Source organism: Aliiglaciecola sp. LCG003, assembly GCF_030316135.1.
In the GTDB taxonomy this organism is placed as follows: Bacteria; Pseudomonadota; Gammaproteobacteria; order Enterobacterales; family Alteromonadaceae; genus Aliiglaciecola.
The window spans coordinates 1,375,106-1,393,204 of sequence record NZ_CP128185.1 but is presented as its reverse complement, the minus strand read 5'-3'; the positions used below and the strand labels follow the sequence as shown (position 1 = coordinate 1,393,204).

The 18,099-nt window shown below is 43.4% G+C and carries 16 protein-coding genes; 1 reads left to right on the top strand and 15 read right to left on the bottom strand.

The window, feature by feature from the left end; genetic code table 11:
• Window positions 1-3: 3 nt before the first annotated feature.
• The 10 genes from pseB to QR722_RS05835 form a co-directional block, all read right to left on the bottom strand.
• Window positions 4-1,002, bottom strand: a complete 999-nt coding sequence (gene pseB, locus QR722_RS05880; RefSeq protein WP_286286159.1) for a UDP-N-acetylglucosamine 4,6-dehydratase (inverting) — start codon at window positions 1,000-1,002, stop codon at window positions 4-6.
• A gap of 286 nt (window positions 1,003-1,288) precedes the next feature.
• Window positions 1,289-1,597, bottom strand: coding sequence for a hypothetical protein (locus tag QR722_RS05875; protein WP_286286157.1), 309 nt, complete (start codon window positions 1,595-1,597; stop codon window positions 1,289-1,291).
• Window positions 1,594-2,025: a flagellar export chaperone FliS gene (gene fliS, locus QR722_RS05870; RefSeq protein ID WP_286286156.1), complete on the bottom strand. Its 432-nt coding sequence runs from the start codon at window positions 2,023-2,025 to the stop codon at window positions 1,594-1,596. Before fliS ends, QR722_RS05875 begins: the two co-directional genes overlap by 4 nt.
• A gap of 10 nt (window positions 2,026-2,035) precedes the next feature.
• Window positions 2,036-3,499, bottom strand: a complete 1,464-nt coding sequence (gene fliD, locus QR722_RS05865) for a flagellar filament capping protein FliD (protein ID WP_286286154.1) — start codon at window positions 3,497-3,499, stop codon at window positions 2,036-2,038.
• Between the two features lie 22 nt (window positions 3,500-3,521).
• Window positions 3,522-3,953 carry a flagellar protein FlaG gene (locus QR722_RS05860; RefSeq protein WP_286286152.1) on the bottom strand — a complete coding sequence of 144 codons (432 nt, stop codon included), beginning with the start codon at window positions 3,951-3,953 and terminating at the stop codon, window positions 3,522-3,524.
• 90 nt (window positions 3,954-4,043) lie between these two features.
• Window positions 4,044-4,868 (bottom strand): flagellin N-terminal helical domain-containing protein, encoded by an 825-nt coding sequence (locus tag QR722_RS05855; RefSeq protein ID WP_286286150.1) that lies wholly within the window; start codon window positions 4,866-4,868, stop codon window positions 4,044-4,046.
• Between the two features lie 903 nt (window positions 4,869-5,771).
• A complete protein-coding gene (locus QR722_RS05850; protein WP_286283064.1) occupies window positions 5,772-6,797 on the bottom strand; it encodes an IS110 family RNA-guided transposase in 1,026 nt (341 codons plus the stop codon).
• A 600-nt stretch (window positions 6,798-7,397) separates the two neighbouring features.
• Entirely contained in the window at window positions 7,398-8,228 is an 831-nt protein-coding gene (locus QR722_RS05845; protein WP_286286148.1) for a flagellin N-terminal helical domain-containing protein, read from the bottom strand.
• Between the two features lie 460 nt (window positions 8,229-8,688).
• Complete coding sequence (locus QR722_RS05840) at window positions 8,689-9,531, bottom strand: flagellin N-terminal helical domain-containing protein (RefSeq protein ID WP_286286146.1); 843 nt, start codon at window positions 9,529-9,531, stop codon at window positions 8,689-8,691.
• A 367-nt stretch (window positions 9,532-9,898) separates the two neighbouring features.
• Window positions 9,899-10,723 (bottom strand): flagellin N-terminal helical domain-containing protein, encoded by an 825-nt coding sequence (locus QR722_RS05835; protein WP_286286144.1) that lies wholly within the window; start codon window positions 10,721-10,723, stop codon window positions 9,899-9,901.
• A gap of 260 nt (window positions 10,724-10,983) precedes the next feature.
• Here QR722_RS05835 and QR722_RS05830 point away from each other — a divergent pair, with 260 nt between their 5' ends.
• The gene (locus QR722_RS05830; RefSeq protein ID WP_286286142.1) at window positions 10,984-11,916 is read left to right on the top strand and encodes a hypothetical protein; all 933 of its coding nucleotides are present in this window, start codon (window positions 10,984-10,986) and stop codon (window positions 11,914-11,916) included.
• A 26-nt stretch (window positions 11,917-11,942) separates the two neighbouring features.
• Here QR722_RS05830 and flgL read toward each other — a convergent pair whose 3' ends face one another.
• Genes flgL through flgH form a run of 5 tightly spaced genes read right to left on the bottom strand, consistent with a single transcriptional unit; the run spans window position 11,943 to window position 18,093 of the window.
• Window positions 11,943-13,172, bottom strand: coding sequence for a flagellar hook-associated protein FlgL (flgL, locus tag QR722_RS05825; protein ID WP_286286139.1), 1,230 nt, complete (start codon window positions 13,170-13,172; stop codon window positions 11,943-11,945).
• A gap of 9 nt (window positions 13,173-13,181) precedes the next feature.
• Window positions 13,182-15,275: a flagellar hook-associated protein FlgK gene (flgK, locus tag QR722_RS05820; RefSeq protein ID WP_286286137.1), complete on the bottom strand. Its 2,094-nt coding sequence runs from the start codon at window positions 15,273-15,275 to the stop codon at window positions 13,182-13,184.
• A 3-nt stretch (window positions 15,276-15,278) separates the two neighbouring features.
• On the bottom strand, window positions 15,279-16,259 hold the full coding sequence (gene flgJ, locus QR722_RS05815; RefSeq protein WP_286286134.1) for a flagellar assembly peptidoglycan hydrolase FlgJ: 981 nt from the start codon (window positions 16,257-16,259) through the stop codon (window positions 15,279-15,281).
• A 23-nt stretch (window positions 16,260-16,282) separates the two neighbouring features.
• Window positions 16,283-17,368, bottom strand: a complete 1,086-nt coding sequence (locus QR722_RS05810; protein WP_286287573.1) for a flagellar basal body P-ring protein FlgI — start codon at window positions 17,366-17,368, stop codon at window positions 16,283-16,285.
• Window positions 17,369-17,406: 38 nt separating this feature from the next.
• A complete protein-coding gene (gene flgH, locus QR722_RS05805; protein WP_286287571.1) occupies window positions 17,407-18,093 on the bottom strand; it encodes a flagellar basal body L-ring protein FlgH in 687 nt (228 codons plus the stop codon).
• Window positions 18,094-18,099: the final 6 nt, after the last annotated feature.

The following is an 18,099-nucleotide window of genomic DNA, read 5'->3' as shown; positions in this document are numbered from 1 at the left end:
TCTCTATAGCGTAATTTTGTCAAGCTCACGCAACTCTTCAACAGATAGGAAGTGTGGATTGGTACCCGAATGATATTCAAATTTGTCCGTTACCGGCTTGCCTGTTTCACCTAACTTATTGATCTTATAATTTACAGTTTTATCAAAAAACTTAATCGCCGGTGTGATCACAAAATGATTGTCAAATTCTAGGGAATGATGTGCCATTTCCTCTGGCACCATCACTTCATGCAGCTTTTCACCTGGTCGAATACCTATAATGTGATGCTCACGCTTGCCAGTCATTGCTTCAACAAGATCAAGAATCCGAATAGATGGAATTTTAGGCACAAAGATTTCACCACCATGCATTCGTTGAAAATTCTTGATAACAAACTCAACGCCTTCTTCCAAAGTGATCCAAAAACGGGTCATCTCAGCGTGGGTGACTGGCAAACACGACTTTCCTTCGGCTAGCAGTTTACGATAAAACGGCACCACTGATCCTCGAGAGCCTACTACATTACCATAACGGACCACCGAAAATCTGGGGCCACTGGCACCTGACATATTGTTTGCCGCGACGAACAATTTATCTGAAGCAAGTTTAGTCGCACCGTATAAATTTACTGGGTTTGCGGCTTTGTCTGTCGATAAGGCAATTACTCGTCGTACATTGGTCTCAATAGCTGCATCTATAACATTTTGAGCACCATTAATATTAGTTTTGATGCACTCATTGGGATTGTACTCGGCGGCCGGTACTTGTTTAAGGGCTGCAGCGTGGATCACGTAATCAACATCTTTCATGGCTGACTTCAAGCGGTTTACATCTCTCACATCACCGATAAAATAGCGCATGCAAGATGCATCAAACTGCTGCTGCATTTCAAATTGTTTTAACTCATCACGGGAGTAAATTATTAACTTTCTAGGGGTATCGTGTTTGAGCAAATGAGACACAAACCGCTTTCCAAATGAACCGGTACCGCCAGTAATAAGAATCGATTTATTAGCAAACATGTTGAATCCTAGCTGTATGCGCTTCAAAAAGTGAAGCAAGTATGGGAATAATCCCTAAACGTATTAAAAGCACTGCCTGCAATTTTCTCGCCATGATGTTGTTCAATTTTTTGACCATGCTAGTAATTGCCACTTTTTATTAAGGGTAACAGAATCTGCACAAAGCGCTCTAACCTTATCGATTTTTGCCACTGCGTCTGTTGAATTTTAAAGGAATTTTCAGATTAAAATTGGAATTGATTGAGAAAATAATTAGATTGCTATGCTCAATTGTATTTTCCCGTATTTATTTATACTTATTGACTGCTTTTCTACCTCTGAGTAAGCCACTTAATTGACTTAGTGAGTCACTCAATTGCTTTTCAATCAAAGAAGATAACATATTATTTATTACAAGCTCCTGCTCCGCAAAGCTTTTTAGCTCTTCTGATGGCTGAGATTTCAAGTGACTCAAAATGAAAGTATCGCGGAGATCTACAACAGACTTCAACTTCGCATCATCTAGACTATCTGCCTCTAGCAACGCTTCTAACTGCAGATTAATATCAACAAGTTCTTGGGGGGTTTGCTTATGATTGAGTTTAAGCTTATTCACACTGCCGCTTGACGTTTCTGCCGTTGAGCCTCATATGCTTGCTGTTTCGCATCTTCAGGTATATTCGCCCAAGCCGTTTTAATCGGAAGTAATAGATTAATCACTTCATCCATAATGTTCAAGTCATTCTGAATATTTGCATCGGTTATACGCTGAATCATATAATCATATAGATCATACAAGTTTTGACTGACTTCGCTCTCAATACTCATATCTAGCGTATCACGCAAATTCATCAAAATAGAAGATACTCGGGAAAGGTGCTCCGACTTACCTTCATAATCTTTACGCTCTATGCAGCCCTTTCCGTACGCCATGCGATCCAATGCACCTTGCATTAGCATTAGAGTAATTTTATGCGGGTCTGCATTGGCCACGTCTTGTTTCAAGCTGCCTTTTTTATATGCGTTAATGCCTTTGAGTGCCATTATAAATTCCTTACCCCTGTCCTAGTGAAGCCATCAATGCGCTACCGGTAGAATTCAGTTTTGCAACGGTTAAGTCAAGATTGAGGTACTTATCCCGTAGGATTTGCTCAAAACTAGACATGCGAAGTTCGAACTGTTCTCTTTCTGTGCCGAGTTGATCTTTTTCATCTTTCATTGAACGTTCACGAGTCGACAATAACCCACTAAACGTTGTGTATTCTTTGGTGTAGCTATAAAGGCGCGCGGCAACACCATTTTCAGAGTCGGTAAAAAGCGCGGCTATTTCATCGTAATTATCTTTCAGCGCATCTTTGAGACGATCTTCACCACTGCCGATTCCATATTCATTATCGGAACTAATTTCTAACTCACCGTCGTCGTTTAGCTCTACACCGATAGCAAATAAACTGCCCAGTGCTGAGCCTGGAACGTTTGAGGCAATAATATTAGATAAGCCCGAGCTAATACTTCGGGCCATAAAATCACCCGCTAAGGCACCATCTTCTTCTAAATCTGAAGTACCGTATCGGGTCAAGGTCCCGATTTCTTTAACTAAATTATTGAAATTATCTACGAAGTCGCGGATTTTTTTATCCAAGCCCTGAGTATCAAAGCCTATGGTCAGTTTAGAGGCTAGTGTTGTAATCCCATCAGCAGCTTTGGCGGATACTGCGGTAGCTTCAAAAGATACCCCAGAAATAGTATTCTCAAACTCGTTGGTGGTGGACTCTACAGCGATGCCATCAATTGTTGCCCTAGCGTTCTGGGCTGATACTACGGGTGTTAAGTAGGTGTTAGTTTCTGTTGAGTCAGTAGTAGAAACCCGGTCTAAATCGGCTAAATTATTATTATTCACCACCACCAAATCATTACCATCGCCAGTGGTACTTGAGGTAAGCACTAACTTTGCCCCACCATCAACAGTACCCGTAGCAATAATACTGGCATTTACACCAAAGTTATCTTCAGAGCTGTTAATAGCGTTGGCCAGTTGTTGCAGTGTTTGGCCTGCTGTGACGTTGATGTTGAAACTGTCACCTGTGGTGTTGACTTTGAAGGTTAAGCTGCCTGAGCCTGCGGATAAAACCGAATCATTAGAGGATGTGAATCCACCGTCGACGGCATTTTGAGACTCAATACGACTGCCGCTGGCTAAACGATTAATAGCCACTTGATAGTCAGCTTTTACAGCACTATTGGCTGCTTCTGCAGTAAACGGCTCGACATTTTCGTCGGGGTTGTCGATGGTCGGTTCGCGGCCTTGTAAATTGAAATCACTGCGTAACTTATCGACCGAGTCGAGGAAATCGCTCATTTTGGATTTTAATTGACCGACGCCTGAGATCTGCGCATCGAGAGACTCTTCTTTAGCATCAAGGCGTTGTTGCTTTGGCGCGCGTTCAGCATCAATAAGCTGACTGACCAAATCATCCAATGCCAATCCAGAACCTACACCTAACGATTGGATACTCATGACGACCCTCTTTAAAATTAATTTAAGCTTGTTTGTTAAACAACACTCCCACTGCGCTGCCAACATCGACCTGTAACTCTTTGATCCTTTCGGATAAGGCCAGAACTTCTTCAGATGGGATTTGACGGATCACTTCACCTGATTCGGAATCTGTTACTTTTACCACAGATCTTTCACTTTTTTCATCTACCGAAAAAGCCAACTGCCTGTTCCTAGCCTGAATGAAATCAGTGATTTCTTTTACAGCACTTTCGATGTTGTCTTCGGTTTCTTGTTGCGAATCTCTTTCATTGTTATCGGCAAATTCTGAATTTTCTTTACCACTTTGAACTTCAACAGCCTTTTCAGTACCTTGCTGCTTGAGTAATTGCTGTTCAACAGAATCCGCAGATTTAGCAACTGATGCTTCTTGGTTAGCAAAATTCTGGCCAATCTGTGAAAAATTAATGTCCATCTTCCACCTCCACAAATAATGATTAGCCACTATCTATTAAAAGTATAGTGGCATTATCATAGTTAACCTAACTTGGTGTTCTGTTTAGAATTAACCAAGTAATGATAGCGCCGACTGTGGACGCTGGTTAGCCTGACTTAAAACAGACAATGAAGCCTGTTGAACAATCTGGTTCCGGGTCAATTCAGCCGTTTCTGTTGCAAAGTCGGTATCACGAATACGTGAACGTGCACCGGCAATGTTTTCAGAAATGTTGCTTAAGTTACGAATGGTAGATTGGAAACGGTTTTGCAATGCACCCAAATCGGCACGAACAGCACCAACGGTTGAAATTGCGGTATCAATTGCAGTCAATGCAGCAGATGCACCAGTAATTGACGCTACTGTTAATGTGCCAATTGACAAACCAGAAGAACCGTAACCACCAGAGCGTGACAGGTTAACAGAGATAGTTTGTCCGCCATTTGCACCTACTAGAAATGCTGCAGAGAAACTACCAGTTAATATATCAACACCGGCAAACTGAGAATCAGTAGATATACGTGAGATCTCTGTTTTAAGTGCCGAAACTTCTTTTTGTAGTGCCAAACGGTCAGATGAAGAGTTGATACCATTTTGCGATTGTACAGCAAGCGTACGAATACGTTGCAAAGAGCTAGTTACTTCGCCTAATGCACCTTCAGCAGTTTGTGACAAAGAGATTGCATCGTTAGCATTACGTACTGCTTGGTTCAAACCTTGAACCTGAGTAGTTAAACGATCTGAAATTTGTAGACCAGCCGCATCATCTGCAGCACGGTTAATACGAAAACCAGAAGACAATCTTTCAAATGATGTACTTAGCGCTTGTCCTGAACCTGCCAATTGGCGTTGTGCATTCAAAGACGAAACGTTGGTGTTTACAAATAAACCCATATTTACCTCCTGAGAACCACTGCCGGATTATTATTGTTGTCCAACGGTAGCTCGCCTCAATTTCGACTTTTAATGACATTCGTCTTCAAAGTCGCCTCACTTGTTTTGAAAATCAGCACCTCTACCGACTTTCAAACATAAAATTCTACGAATAGAATTCCCCTCAACTAAGGTTATCGACAGCATCTTGAGTTTCTTTAGTTTTTTTTTGAATTTTTATTTAACACTAACCAGCTGATTTAATTGTAATTTTTAATTAACTAAAATTTTTAATTAAAAATAGTTTGAATAAGCATGATGTTTTAGGCTTTTAAGTGGTTCAACTATTTCAGTTTTGTTGTGACTATTTGAATTTCACTCACAAAGGGGGGTGCAATAAATAATGTAGGATGTCGTTACGGAATTTTTACCGATAGAGGCTGATTTGTCTGGATGGATCGCTGTTCAATGGAACGTTTACATGGACACCCACCATTAAATCGTTTACATGGACATATATGGACGCTCCCCTGATGTCAACGTACTAATTGCCCCTTCGTGCTGATTTTCTGCACGAATTACGTTTTTACTATTCTATTACCGCTAGTCTGTTGTCTTGAAGGCAGTCTAAAATGGCTTAGTTCTGACATATATTCAGGCTCTTTATTAGCGTTGGTTTAATCAACGCTGGCCTCTGATGAACTCCGAACCTTATCGCCTAAAAACACCCAGTCGGATTGTTATCCGTGTCTAAGTCTGGCTTTGATGAGGTAGGTAGACCGTTTTCTTCATCATTTTATGACTAAGCGGGGTAGGTAAAGTAAGTGTTATCCCGTGTCTTGCCTTCCACAACACCCACACAGGCTTGGTGCCTTTGTCCTACACGGAATTGAGCTCGACAGGGATAACGTAAAGTGATTCATGTTATGCGCTCACTTGTGAGGACGTAACGCGATAGTGCTCCTGACGTGTGAGCAATATCCAGATTAAACGTGCTAAACGATGGGCGACGGCGACTGCCACTTTATTAAACGGCTTGGTAACGCGAAGTTTAGTGGCCCACAGTGATAACGGATCAGTTCTTTGCGCGGCACGACTCACGACAGACCGCGCACCATGTACCAGTTGTTTACGTAAATAACGGTCTCCGCGTTTGGTAATGCCGCCCATCTTACTGATATTGCCTGAGGCGTGTTGTTTAGGCGTCAGCCCTAACCACACGGCAAATTCTTTGGGATTATTAAACGCCTGGCCTTTATCAATGGCGGCTAAAAACGCTGAGGCATTAATGAAACCAATCCCTGGGATGCTGAGCAATATTTTGCCACTTTCACTGTTATTAACAAAGTGATGCAATTGCTGCTCAATGGCCTTGATGCGAGAGCGTGTGTCTTCATATTCTGCCTTTAACGCGCGCATCATGGTTCTCAACTGGTTACTGCGTTGTTCGCTATCAATTACTTGGGCTAATCCTGCACACAAGGCCACGTGGCCACAAGGAAATATTACCCCAAATTCACTTAACAACCCGCGTATCTGGTTACTCAGGGCCGTTTTGTTTCTAATTAAGCGCTCTCGAATTCGATGCAAGCAATTAATTTCTTGCTGTTGCTCAGATTTTACGGGGACAAAGCGGATATGTGAGCGCTGGCTGGCTTCTGCTATGGCAAAAGCATCGTTATGGTCATTCTTGTTGCCTCGCACAAAAGGCGTGACATGTTGGGCTGGTATAAGCTTGGTATCATGACCTAATTTAGCAATTTCACGCCCCCAGTAATGCGATGAATAACAGGCTTCCATCACCACCAACGTAGGTGGTTGTTGGCGCATAAAATCAAGTAGCTCAGTCCGTTTTAATTTCTTATTAAATTGCGGTTTAATATGTTCATTTACTCCGCACACTTGAAATACAGTCTTTGCCAAATCGATGGTAATTGTTTTAAGCTTCATATTGGACGTTCCCTATGTAAATAGTCTTGTTTAAGAACTACTATTTTGGCGCATTGACGCCGTATTGGGGAGCGTCCATCTCATCACCCACCATTAAATTACTCTCACCGTACAAATAGAAAGACAGATGACAAAGAAGGAGTATCATTTTCCGGAATTAAGAATGCTAGGCATAGGGGACGTGGTCGTAGCAACTTTAAAACAGCCACACAGTTAAATACATATGCCCTACTAAACAAGATATTTTTTGCTTTCTAATTATTTGGCATAGCTATTGCTTTATTTTAGAGACAACGTAAGTAGGCTTGCATTAGTCAAGATTCTGGCATAACAATAAAAAAGGCCAGATCAAATGACCTGGCCAACATGCTCACGTTAGGAGTACGAGCAAATACTGTTTCTGTCCGGCTGGCAGGGTTAGAGAATGAATACTGGCCTCTCAACCAAAACTTCTACACTCTCGGTCTTGTTAGTCGGCGTTTTCTTTCGCCCAATGCCATATGGCATTGGGCATCCGTTTCTTCCTTGCGCATAACCAGCACAATCTATCCTTAGATTATGCAAGGGTGGCCTCTCATCTCCTACCCTCTAGAAATTTCGTTAGCCCCCCAACAATTGCAACGCAGATTGTGGACGTTGATTTGCTTGCGAAAGCACTGTAATACTGGCTTGTTGAATAATTTGGTAGCGGGTTAATTCTGCCGTTTCGGTGGCAAAATCTGTATCGCGAATGCGAGATCTTGCCGCTGCTACATTCTCCGAAATATTACTCAGGTTTCTAATAGTCGATTGAAAGCGATTTTGAATCGCACCTAAATCAGCACGCTTGGCATCAATAATCGATATAGCGTTGGATACTAATTGCATTGTTCTGGATGCTTGTGCTTCGGTGATCACTGAAATATTTTCGCCTGCAAATAATCCAGATGTACCATAGCCCCCAATCCGAGAGATATTCACACTTATAGTTTGCCCAGCGTTAGCACCGACTAAAAATGCTGAAGAGTAAGCGCCGTCGAGTATATTCACTCCACCAAATTGAGACGTGGCAGAGATACGGCTAATCTCAACTTTCAGTGCTGACACTTCTTTTTGCAGAGCAAAGCGGTCTGAAGAACCATTAATGCCATTTTGTGATTGCACTGCTAGCACCCGTATACGCTGCAGAGCAGCGGTTGTCTCGGCCAAGGCACCCTCTGCGGTTTGAGCCAACGAGATACCGTCATTAGCGTTTCGCACAGCCATGTTCAAGCCGAGAATTTGAGTCGTCAATCTATTTGAAATTTGCAATCCTGCAGCATCATCTTTAGCGCCGTTTATTCTGAAACCAGAAGATAAACGTTCAAACGCAGTACTAAGATGTGCGCTTGAGGTAAATAATTGTCGCCGAGCGTTCAAAGAAGAGATATTGGTATTAACATATAATGTCATGATTTTTCTCCTAACTTTGGCAAACCATTATTATTTTTTTGTGGTTTGCTGCCGCTTACACTCAGTTGGCACGTATAATGCTAATACTGAGAGGTAAGTCAATGTTTTGACTTGCAATTTGTCTGGCATTAAAAAACCGGCAATAAAGTGTTCGTAGAGTGTTAAAGCTCTGGTCGGCGGACAGGATTGATGGCCTATACCTCAATACCTCTCACTACCTCCTGGCTTCTATTCTGTCAGCCGACTAAACACAAAAGCCCACGGGCCGCGTGTTTAAACAGCATTAATACACTCCAATACTTAGTTGCTCTTTATAATGTCTAACAAAAGTGTCGTTCTTCGGTCGGTTGCAGCCTGCCCCCACAATTTGCAATCCGACCGTTTTATTTTCTAACCATTCTTCAACGTTGCAGCCTGCCCCTTTGCTTGCTTAGCATCATTGTTTTTCATGTATCTATCCCTATTGCAACAAGCTCAACGCTGATTGTGGGCGCTGATTAGCCTGGCTCAGTACTGTGATACTGGCCTGTTGGATAATTTGGTAGCGGGTTAGATTTGCCGTTTCAGTGGCAAAATCTGTATCACGGATACGGGATCTTGCAGCCGAGACGTTTTCAGAAATATTACTTAGGTTACGAATAGTAGATTGGAAACGGTTTTGAATCGCACCCAAGTCGGCACGTTTGGCATCTATGATAGAAATTGCGCCTAATACCGCTGTCATAGCCCGAGAAGCATCCGCTTCAGTCAATACATTGATATTATTGCCCGCGACGCTTTGGTTACCAAACAAACCTGAGGTGCCATAGCCGCCTGGACGGGAGATATTTACACTGATTGTTTGACCAGAGTTAGCCCCCACCAAGAATGCAGATGAGAATGCACCACCAAGAATATTAACGCCACCAAACTGAGAAGTTGCAGCTATACGACTAACTTCAGCCTTAAGTGCAGAGACTTCCTTTTGCAGCGCTAAACGGTCTGCAGAGCCATTGATACCATTTTGAGATTGGACTGCAAGCACACGTATTCTTTGCAACGCAGAGGTTGTTTCAGCTAATGCACCTTCAGCAGTTTGAGCTAAAGAAATACCATCGTTGGCGTTTCTTACCGCCATATCTAAACCCAATATTTGAGTGGTTAGACGGTTTGATATTTGTAGACCAGCAGCATCGTCCTTTGCATTGTTAATGCGGAATCCAGACGACAACCTTTCAAAGGCCGTACTTAGTTCGTTGTTCGACGTGAATAGCTGACGTCTTGCATTCAACGACGACACATTAGTGTTGACATATAAAGACATTTTATTTCTCCTAACGATTTATGCAAAGTACCCCAACCTATTTTTATAATTTGATGGTTTTTGGGGCATTAACGTGCGCTATTTATTATTGTTTTGCGTCACATATTTAGGCCTGTACTTATTATTTTTTTTAGTGGTACATGGCTCTTGCAAACTGTATCGTTCGGATCGTAAAAATCCTTTAGACTAATTTTTATCTAATATTTTAAAGTCATAATTATCAACAAGTTAGACATTCAAAAAAGCCGACTCAATGAGTCGGCTAAACGCTCTTACGTTAGGAGAGAGTGAGCGGACTCTCTACGAGTTGGGCCATTAAATCAGAAACACTACCTCCTGGCTTTACGATCCCATTCGTATTTTTTTATTAACCAAGTAATGATAAAGCTGATTGTGGACGCTGGTTAGCCTGAGACAATACTGTCAAACTCGCCTGCTGAACAATCTGATTACGGGTTAAATTTGCAGTTTCAGTCGCAAAATCTGTATCTTTAATACGTGAACGCGCACCAGCAACATTTTCAGAAATGTTACTTAGGTTACGAATCGTAGATTGGAAACGGTTTTGCAGGGCACCCAAATCAGCTCGGGTTGAACCGATAGTTGAAATGGCTGTAGTTACTGCAGTTAATGCTGCTGAAGCGTCAGCTACACTTGCTACTGAAAGGGTACCTACACCTAAACCTGATGCACCAAACCCACCGGTACGTGACAAGTTAACCGAAATAGTTTGTCCACCGTTAGCCCCTACTAGGAAGGCTGCGGAGAACGCACCGGCAAGAATATCTACACCAGCGAATTGTGACGTGGTAGAGATACGCGAGATTTCAGTTTTAAGGGCTGATACTTCTTTTTGTAGTGCTAGTCTATCAGCAGAGGTATTAATACCGTTCTGTGACTGCACAGCGAGTGTACGGATACGTTGAAGTGAGTTTGTCACTTCACCTAATGCACCTTCAGCGGTTTGCGCTAAAGAGATGGCATCATTTGCGTTACGCACAGCTTGATTAAGACCCTGAACCTGTGTGGTCAGACGGTCGGTGATTTGTAGACCGGCAGCATCATCTGCCGCTCGGTTGATACGGAAACCTGAAGACAAACGCTCGAAAGACGTGCCTAATTTATTTGAAACATCGAATAATTGACGTTGCGCATTTAAAGACGAAACGTTGGTATTGACGAATAATCCCATGGGATCTCTCCTACACTCTCAGTCCAGCGTTTCGCTGGCAACCGAATAAATCGGCGGTTAAAAACACATTCAAGAACAACAACTTAAAAATACTAAAGTTGGTGTTACTGGCTCTCTCAAGTAAGGGTATCGACGATATTAAAAATCCCTTTAACAAAATATTGCCGTTTTTTTTAAATACGGCAAAATCATGCCGCCTTTGCAATATCTAATTAATTGAGATTCAATGAGTTACCCAGATTTAAGCGGATATAAAAAAAATGCAGATTGAGTGGACAAAAAGCCTGTGGAAGAGCAAAAAACACTGCGCATTTACCGATCTTTGTGAATATCAAGGCCAACTAGTCTGTAGTTTTAGACAAGCCAGTGATCACATGGGTATAGATGGCAGCTTAAAAGTGGTTAGCTGCGACTTTAACGGCAGGGTCTTGCATTCCAGCTCGATTAAAATGCCAAATTGTGATCTGCGCGATCCTAAATTATCTATCATGCCTGATGGAAAATTGCTGATGAATGCTTATGCACGTTGTTACGATGCCAATGGTAATTGGACTCATAGTCGTTCTTTGTGCTGGTTTAGCCAAGATCTTAAAAGTTGGTCAAGTTGTCATTGGTTCGGCGATCAAAACTGGTGGGTATGGCGTTTAACCTGGCATCAAGGTATCGCCTATGGCATGGGCTATAATCGAGCAACTGAATCCATTCGACTCTACCAAGGGGATCCACTACGCAGTTTCCACTGTGAGAAGTCTAATTTGCTCGGGCTGCAAAGCCATGGTTTGGGTTATCCTAACGAAACGGATCTGTGTTTTAACCAACAAGGCACTGCCTTTGCTGTAGTGCGTCGTGATGCAGATACCTTTAGCGCGCAATTTGGACAGTCAGATTTTCCGTATCGACAATGGAAGTGGCATGATTTAGAACAGTATATTGGTGGGCCCGCAGTGTTGTTGTGGGATAGTAACAAGCTGATAATTAGTGGTCGCCGTTGGCATAATCGCCAATTTAAAACCGCCCTGTGGAGCTTAGATACTCAGCATAAAAAATTACAATTCGAAGCCGAACTTCCTTCAGCGGGTGACAGCAGTTATCCTGGATTGGTAAGACGGAATGACAGCTTGTATGTAGGCTATTACTCTAGCCATATAGATCAACAAAGCAGTATCTATTTGAGCAAAGTCATCGCAATCTAAACGGGGTATCGGCCTGCGGTTGAAAGTTAACTAATATAATCGAACAGCGACAATCCGGTCACGCGAGAAAAAGTCGCTTGCGCAGCTTGCAATGCTGTTTCTTGCTTACTCAATTCGGACACCGCCTCAGCATAATCCACATCTTGGATAACTGAACGGGCGGATTTGTTGGCAATTTCTAGATCAAGATTAGATTCATGCACAGATTGGGCAACGTTTATTCTACCGCCTAATGACGAAGTAGCATTGGCTAGTACCTTAGCACCGTTATCGATGCCGATTAAAGCATCCGACAGGGCTTCGTTAAATTCACTACTGGACAGCGTTTCATCGTTCAAAGCATTGTAAAAATCATTCAGTGTCTCAACTACGTTTTTCTTTTCGGGCGGATCTAACTGGAAATCAAATGAATTGCCTGTAGTGCCACTTACTTTAAACTCTATACCGTTGAAAACAAAAGCCTTACCTGATTCAAACGGCAGAGTTGCAAAGGTAACACCGGTACCTAGGTTATCTATTTGAATCTGATTTCCGGCTAAGATGGTGGCTCTGAAATCATTGTTGGCTGATGTAACAGCATCGTAATTATTGCGGTGGAAACTATCAAATTTACTTTGTTCTGTGATCATCGATGAAACAGAGGTAATGCCACTTTGTGCTGTGACTGTGCTGGTCAATCTAGCAGCTACATTTTCAAACACTGATTTGCCAGAGCTATTACGTTGAATTGATACCGCGTCTGACACTTGTATTCGGTTCACGCCGTCATCACCGGCAAAACTATATTTATTGCCGCTGGCAGATGGATTGTAAGTAAAGGCTTCAGACTCAGACTGGAATCCGGCAAATATATATTCGCCGTTGGAGTTTTGCGAATTCATTAAACCAAATACTTCATCGCGTATAGAGCCAATTTCTATCCCTATAGCTTCTAAATCGCTCTTATCATAAATCCCGTTGCCCGATTGAATCATCAATGTTCGCGCTTTATCCAACGCATTATTGATGTTGCCCATTATCACCTCTTCTTGTTCTAGGGCATTTCGTAATAAATCTGTGTTGCGCTTATATTGGGTGATTTTATCTAGGTCTTCTGTCAAACGTACTACTTGGGCGGCACCAACAGGGTCATCAGATGGACGTAGTAACTTTTTCCCCGAAGACAATTGTTGCTGCACATCAGATAATTCACTTTGATTCTGGGTGATGGACTGAATGCTTCTATCGTATAATTGATTGGTTGAAATTCGGGTCATGTCAATTCACTACCTAGTTGCACTAAAGATGGTATCAAAGATAGATTGGGCTGCTGTGAGTATCCGCGCTGAGGCCGCATAAGTTTGCTGAAACTTAACTAAATTGGCCGCCTCTTCATCCAAATTAACCCCGGAGACGGATTGAAACCAATCCTCCGACTGAATTTTCATCGCTTCGGCGGCCTGCAATGAAATATCTGCTGAAGCGGTTTTCGAACCTATATCACTGATGATATTCGCGTAAGATTCATGAAAAGTAATTTTACTACTACCGTTATTATTCTGCAGCATAATATCTTTATTCTGCAGCGCTGCCAATTCTAAGCCATTGCGATTGTCATGCACACCGTCAGTGTTGTAACTGATTATGAACTCATCTCCCTCTTTTGGCGTTCCTTGCATACTAAAGTCATAGCCGGGGAAATCCGTTTGAGCAACGAAGGGCCAGCCTGCATCGGCAGCAGCTTGTTCCATCAAATTATTGTAGTCGCTGACACCACTGACTACGACTAATGAATTATTGGCTTCATCAAATACTTCAAACTCTGTCGGACTGTTAAACACGATTCGAGCTGGAGTGCCGCTGACAAATCCACCATTACCATCAAACGCTGAGGCCTTGGGATCCGTTAGCGTGGCGTCCACAAAGGTATTGGTTGTGGTGGAATTGGTTAAGGTGGCATTACCTAAATTATTAATATCACTTTCGACTCGAAACGGTGATGCTAGAGCAATGTCTTCTGGACGAGTCATCACCACTTCAATTGATGAGGCGGTGCTTTTAGTAGGCTGCAACAAAAAGCGATCATTCGCGGCATAAGTTGCACCATTGGGGAATTCAAGTTCTAAGCCGCCAATCACAGGCGTAAAGGTGCCTGCTGTGGCATCGATACCCGTATAGTTCTGGGTAATACTGTTACCGTTGGTATCTTTCACCAATGAACCATCTGGATTAACTAAAGTGACAGTAAAATCCACGGTGTCTGGCACGCCGGCCGCAGAGCCGGTTATCTCAACCAAATAGTCCGCGCTGGTTAAAGTAGAGGCACCATCACTCGCCACGCGGCCAGTCATGGTTAAGGATAAATCCGAGTTAGCTGAGTAGTTTAACCCTTGGAATTCTGGAGTGGCAAAAATATTCCCACCCAATTGACCATCATAGTCCATACCTAGGCCATTTTGTTCGTTCATCGCTGAAGTCAGTGCCATGGCAATTTGCCCCAACTCACGTTGTCCCTCGGCCAAAACCTCATCTCGATAGCGAAATAAACCGCCTATCTGACCACCCATATTCTGCTCTGGCAACTTCAAAGTGGTGGGTTTTCCGGTACTCGATAAAAATAAATTACGGTAATCAGCGTCAGGTTCGCCACTTAATTGGAATAAATTGAAAGAACCGTCTTGCAATACCAAAGACTCACCGGAGGTGAGATTAACCATTACGGTGCCATCATTTTGACCATTGTCCCGGGTTTCAATCGACATCAATTCGGCTAAATCTATAATCGCGCTGTCCCGCTCATTTTTTAATGCTCCAGGTTCCTCAAAACGGTTGTTGCCCTGTACCACACGGATATTGGCGTTAAGCTCGGCAATAGTCTCAATTAAATCATTGGCTCGGGTAATTTTAGCGTCAAGCTCCAGATTTAACTCTTTCTCTTTGTCGTCCATAAATTGCGCCAGCGTACTAACCTGACCCACTAGCGCATTGGCTTCACCTAAAACCACTTGTCTGGCTGCCATATTCGATGGCTCATCGGTGGCAGTTTGCAGAGAACTGAAATAGCGACTCATGCTGCTTGATAAGCTGTTGGCCTCGCTAGCGAAAACATTGTCTAGTACAGATGCACGTTGGTAATAGGTTTCAAACTCACCAACTTGTGTGGTGTCACGACGCATTTGATTTTGGGCAAAGGTATTAATAACACGCTCAGTGGTGCCTCGCCCCACTCCGCCAATTAACTGACTGGTAAAACTGGTGCGTTCTCTGACATAGCCTTCGGTATTCACGTTGGCAATATTATTACTGGTTGTTGTCAGCAGTTGATTGCTCGCACGAACACCACTGGTGGCAATGGAATATAAGTCAGTTGGACGGATCATGGCTTATTCCCCCTGCCCAAATGACAAGGCCATTTTAAAGGTGTCACTGTTAAGTACAGACATAATTTTGTCAGCGTATTGAGGATCCGTAGCGTAGCCTGCGTCCTGCAGAGCGTCGAAGTAAGCTTTGGGATCGCTGGCTTTTTGCATAGCTTGCTGATATCTAGGATTATCCTTTACAAAAGCAACATAGTCTTGCAGGGCATCAGTGAAGGAGTCGTAAGATCTGAATGCGGCCTTTTTCTGTTTGGCCACACCATCTTCAAATTCCACTGTATTAATTGCAGCACTATCACCTTGCCAACGCTTATCGGCCTTAATCCCAAACAAATTGTGCGAGTTCTGACCTTCACTACCGTGGATCATAAATCGTCCCCAACCAGTTTCTACCGCGGCTTGAGCCAATAGGGCCTTAGCGTCTACGCCGAGCTTATTGGCGAACGCTTCTGCATGGGGCATCAAGGCAGCTACAAAATCACTGGGCGAGCTAAATGCTGCTTTTTTTGTAGCCGGCTGAATTGTATTGAGCGCTGTATCAGGCGTATCATTGCTACTTTGCTGGCTGCGAATTGAATGAGGCTCGCTGGCCTGGCGAACCATACCAGCCAAGTTAGCATTCTGACGGATAGCACTGGCCGGCATCAAACCACTTTGTTCGGGACTCAGTTGCTGAACAATAATATCCGCTATACCGATATTGCCACGGGTGGATAAATCCACCGCCAACTGTTGGTCATGCATATCTCGGTAGAACTTAACTTGTTGAGAATTAAAGGGACTATCTTGGTCCGCTAAGGCATCTTGCGCCTTACGCATGGATTTGAGCATCATCTGCACAAAAATCGCTTCAAACTGCTTGGCGGCTTCATCTAACGCGCCTTTATCACCGCTTAGTGCTGCCTGTCGCAATTGATCAATACCTTTAATATCATTCACATTACGTGACATATCTATTTGGCTATTGATGTGATTGTTCAAATCCATAATCTGTTTAGTTATCCAATTGGTTAAATAACAATGAGCTCACCTTGTAACGCACCTGCTTCACGCAAGGCTTCAAGGATAGCCATAAGATCGCCGGGTGCCGCGCCCACTTCATTCACCGCGCGTACTAATTGATCCAAGGTCACACCAGGATCAAACTTGAACATACGGCTATCATTTAAACTAACGTCAACGATAGATTGATTGGTAACCGCAGTGTCTCCCTCTGCAAGAGCATTAGGTTGGGACACAGTTTGGTATTCAGAAATCGTCACTGTTAAACCACCATGGGTAATAGCAGCCGGTAATAGACGTACATCCTTGCCGATTACAATAGTGCCAGTGCGACTATTAATAATAACTCTGGCCGGCGCATCGGCTGGAGTGAAACTAAAATTTTCTAAGGTGGCGACAAAACCGACCCGTTGGCCCACATCACGAGGTGCAGACACCCGAACCGACGCTGCATCAATTGGAGTGGCTATGGCGAATCCCTTGGCCGGATCAGCACCAAGACGCATATTTATGGTGTCAGCCAAGGCTTTAGCCGTAGAAAAATCAGGATAGTTTAGGTTTAGAGTCAAGAAGTCGTTTTGCATCAAACCACTTGGCACCGCACGTTCGACCATAGCACCATTAGGGATGCGCCCCACTGTTGGCGTATTTGCAACAATCCGCGAGCCATCCGCTCCTTCAGCACCGAATCCACTGACTACCAAACTGCCTTGAGCAATAGCATATATGTTGCCATCTAATCCTTTCAAAAAGGTTTGTAATAATGTTCCACCACGCAAACTCGCCGCTTCACCTATAGACGACACGGTAATATCAATAGTCTGACCAGGTTTGATAAACGCAGGCAATTCCGCATGCACCGCTACAGCTGCTACGTTCTTAATTTTAGGTTTCAGATTAGACGACAGACTAATACCAAAATTAGACAACATGGTTCTAAAACTTTGTTCCGTAAAAGGACTCTGCTCACCGGTACCAGGCAAACCAACCACTAATCCATAACCCACTAGCTGGTTAGAGCGTACGCCTTGGATACTGGCTAAATCTTTGATCCTCTGCGCGTATACGGCAGGACATAGCATGAAAAAAATCATCGCATAACAGATTCCAGATAGAGCACGTAAGGAATTCATTAGAAAGGCCACCACTGTGAAGAAAAGAATTTGGTCAACCAGCCTTTTTCCTGTGCATTGGCAAAGCTACCGGTTCCACTATATTGGATCCTAGCGTTGGCAATTTTGGTTGATACGATTTCATTGGTTGGACTGATGTCGGCCGGTCTTACAATGCCAGTCAATCGAAGGTACTCGTCGCCGTTATTCAATGTCAGCCACTTTTCGCCACGCACTACCAAGTTTTGATTGGCCAGAACTTGGATTACGGTGACGGAGATATTACCGCTTAGGTTATTACTTTGGTTGGCTTGAGCATCGCCGCTAAAATCATTTTGCGCGCCAAGTCCTAATTGAATACTTTTACCACCAAGATTGAGCGCCTCACCACCTAATCCCAAAACTGGATCGACATTTACGCTACTATCTTTGCTGGTAGTCGTACCGGCAGACTTGGTGGCGCTGGTATTTTCTTGTAGGGTCACGGTGATAATATCGCCAACCCGACGGGCTTTAACGTCTGAGTAGATACTGTTAGCCATGTCTGGTTGAAAAATTGATCCGGTTTCGGCAATTTTTTGCCGCGGCAATTCAGGGATTACCGGCGCGTAAAACGGATCGTTGGGCAACGGACTATAAGGCGTTGTTGAAGCACAACCTGTCAACAACAGAACAACCCAAGACATAGTTACGTAAACGAGTTTCATCATCAT

Coding starts and splice junctions, on each gene's coding strand:
- pseB (WP_286286159.1), bottom strand. CDS start 1,002: ATGTTTGCTAATAAATCGATTCTTATTACTGGCGGTACCGGTTCATTT.
- fliS (WP_286286156.1), bottom strand. CDS start 2,025: ATGGCACTCAAAGGCATTAACGCATATAAAAAAGGCAGCTTGAAACAA.
- fliD (WP_286286154.1), bottom strand. CDS start 3,499: ATGAGTATCCAATCGTTAGGTGTAGGTTCTGGATTGGCATTGGATGAT.
- QR722_RS05860 (WP_286286152.1), bottom strand. CDS start 3,953: ATGGACATTAATTTTTCACAGATTGGCCAGAATTTTGCTAACCAAGAA.
- QR722_RS05855 (WP_286286150.1), bottom strand. CDS start 4,868: ATGGGTTTATTTGTAAACACCAACGTTTCGTCTTTGAATGCACAACGC.
- QR722_RS05850 (WP_286283064.1), bottom strand. CDS start 6,797: ATGAAGCTTAAAACAATTACCATCGATTTGGCAAAGACTGTATTTCAA.
- QR722_RS05845 (WP_286286148.1), bottom strand. CDS start 8,228: ATGACATTATATGTTAATACCAATATCTCTTCTTTGAACGCTCGGCGA.
- QR722_RS05840 (WP_286286146.1), bottom strand. CDS start 9,531: ATGTCTTTATATGTCAACACTAATGTGTCGTCGTTGAATGCAAGACGT.
- QR722_RS05835 (WP_286286144.1), bottom strand. CDS start 10,723: ATGGGATTATTCGTCAATACCAACGTTTCGTCTTTAAATGCGCAACGT.
- QR722_RS05830 (WP_286286142.1), top strand. CDS start 10,984: ATGCAGATTGAGTGGACAAAAAGCCTGTGGAAGAGCAAAAAACACTGC.
- flgL (WP_286286139.1), bottom strand. CDS start 13,172: ATGACCCGAATTTCAACCAATCAATTATACGATAGAAGCATTCAGTCC.
- flgK (WP_286286137.1), bottom strand. CDS start 15,275: ATGATCCGTCCAACTGACTTATATTCCATTGCCACCAGTGGTGTTCGT.
- flgJ (WP_286286134.1), bottom strand. CDS start 16,259: ATGGATTTGAACAATCACATCAATAGCCAAATAGATATGTCACGTAAT.
- QR722_RS05810 (WP_286287573.1), bottom strand. CDS start 17,368: ATGATTTTTTTCATGCTATGTCCTGCCGTATACGCGCAGAGGATCAAA.
- flgH (WP_286287571.1), bottom strand. CDS start 18,093: ATGAAACTCGTTTACGTAACTATGTCTTGGGTTGTTCTGTTGTTGACA.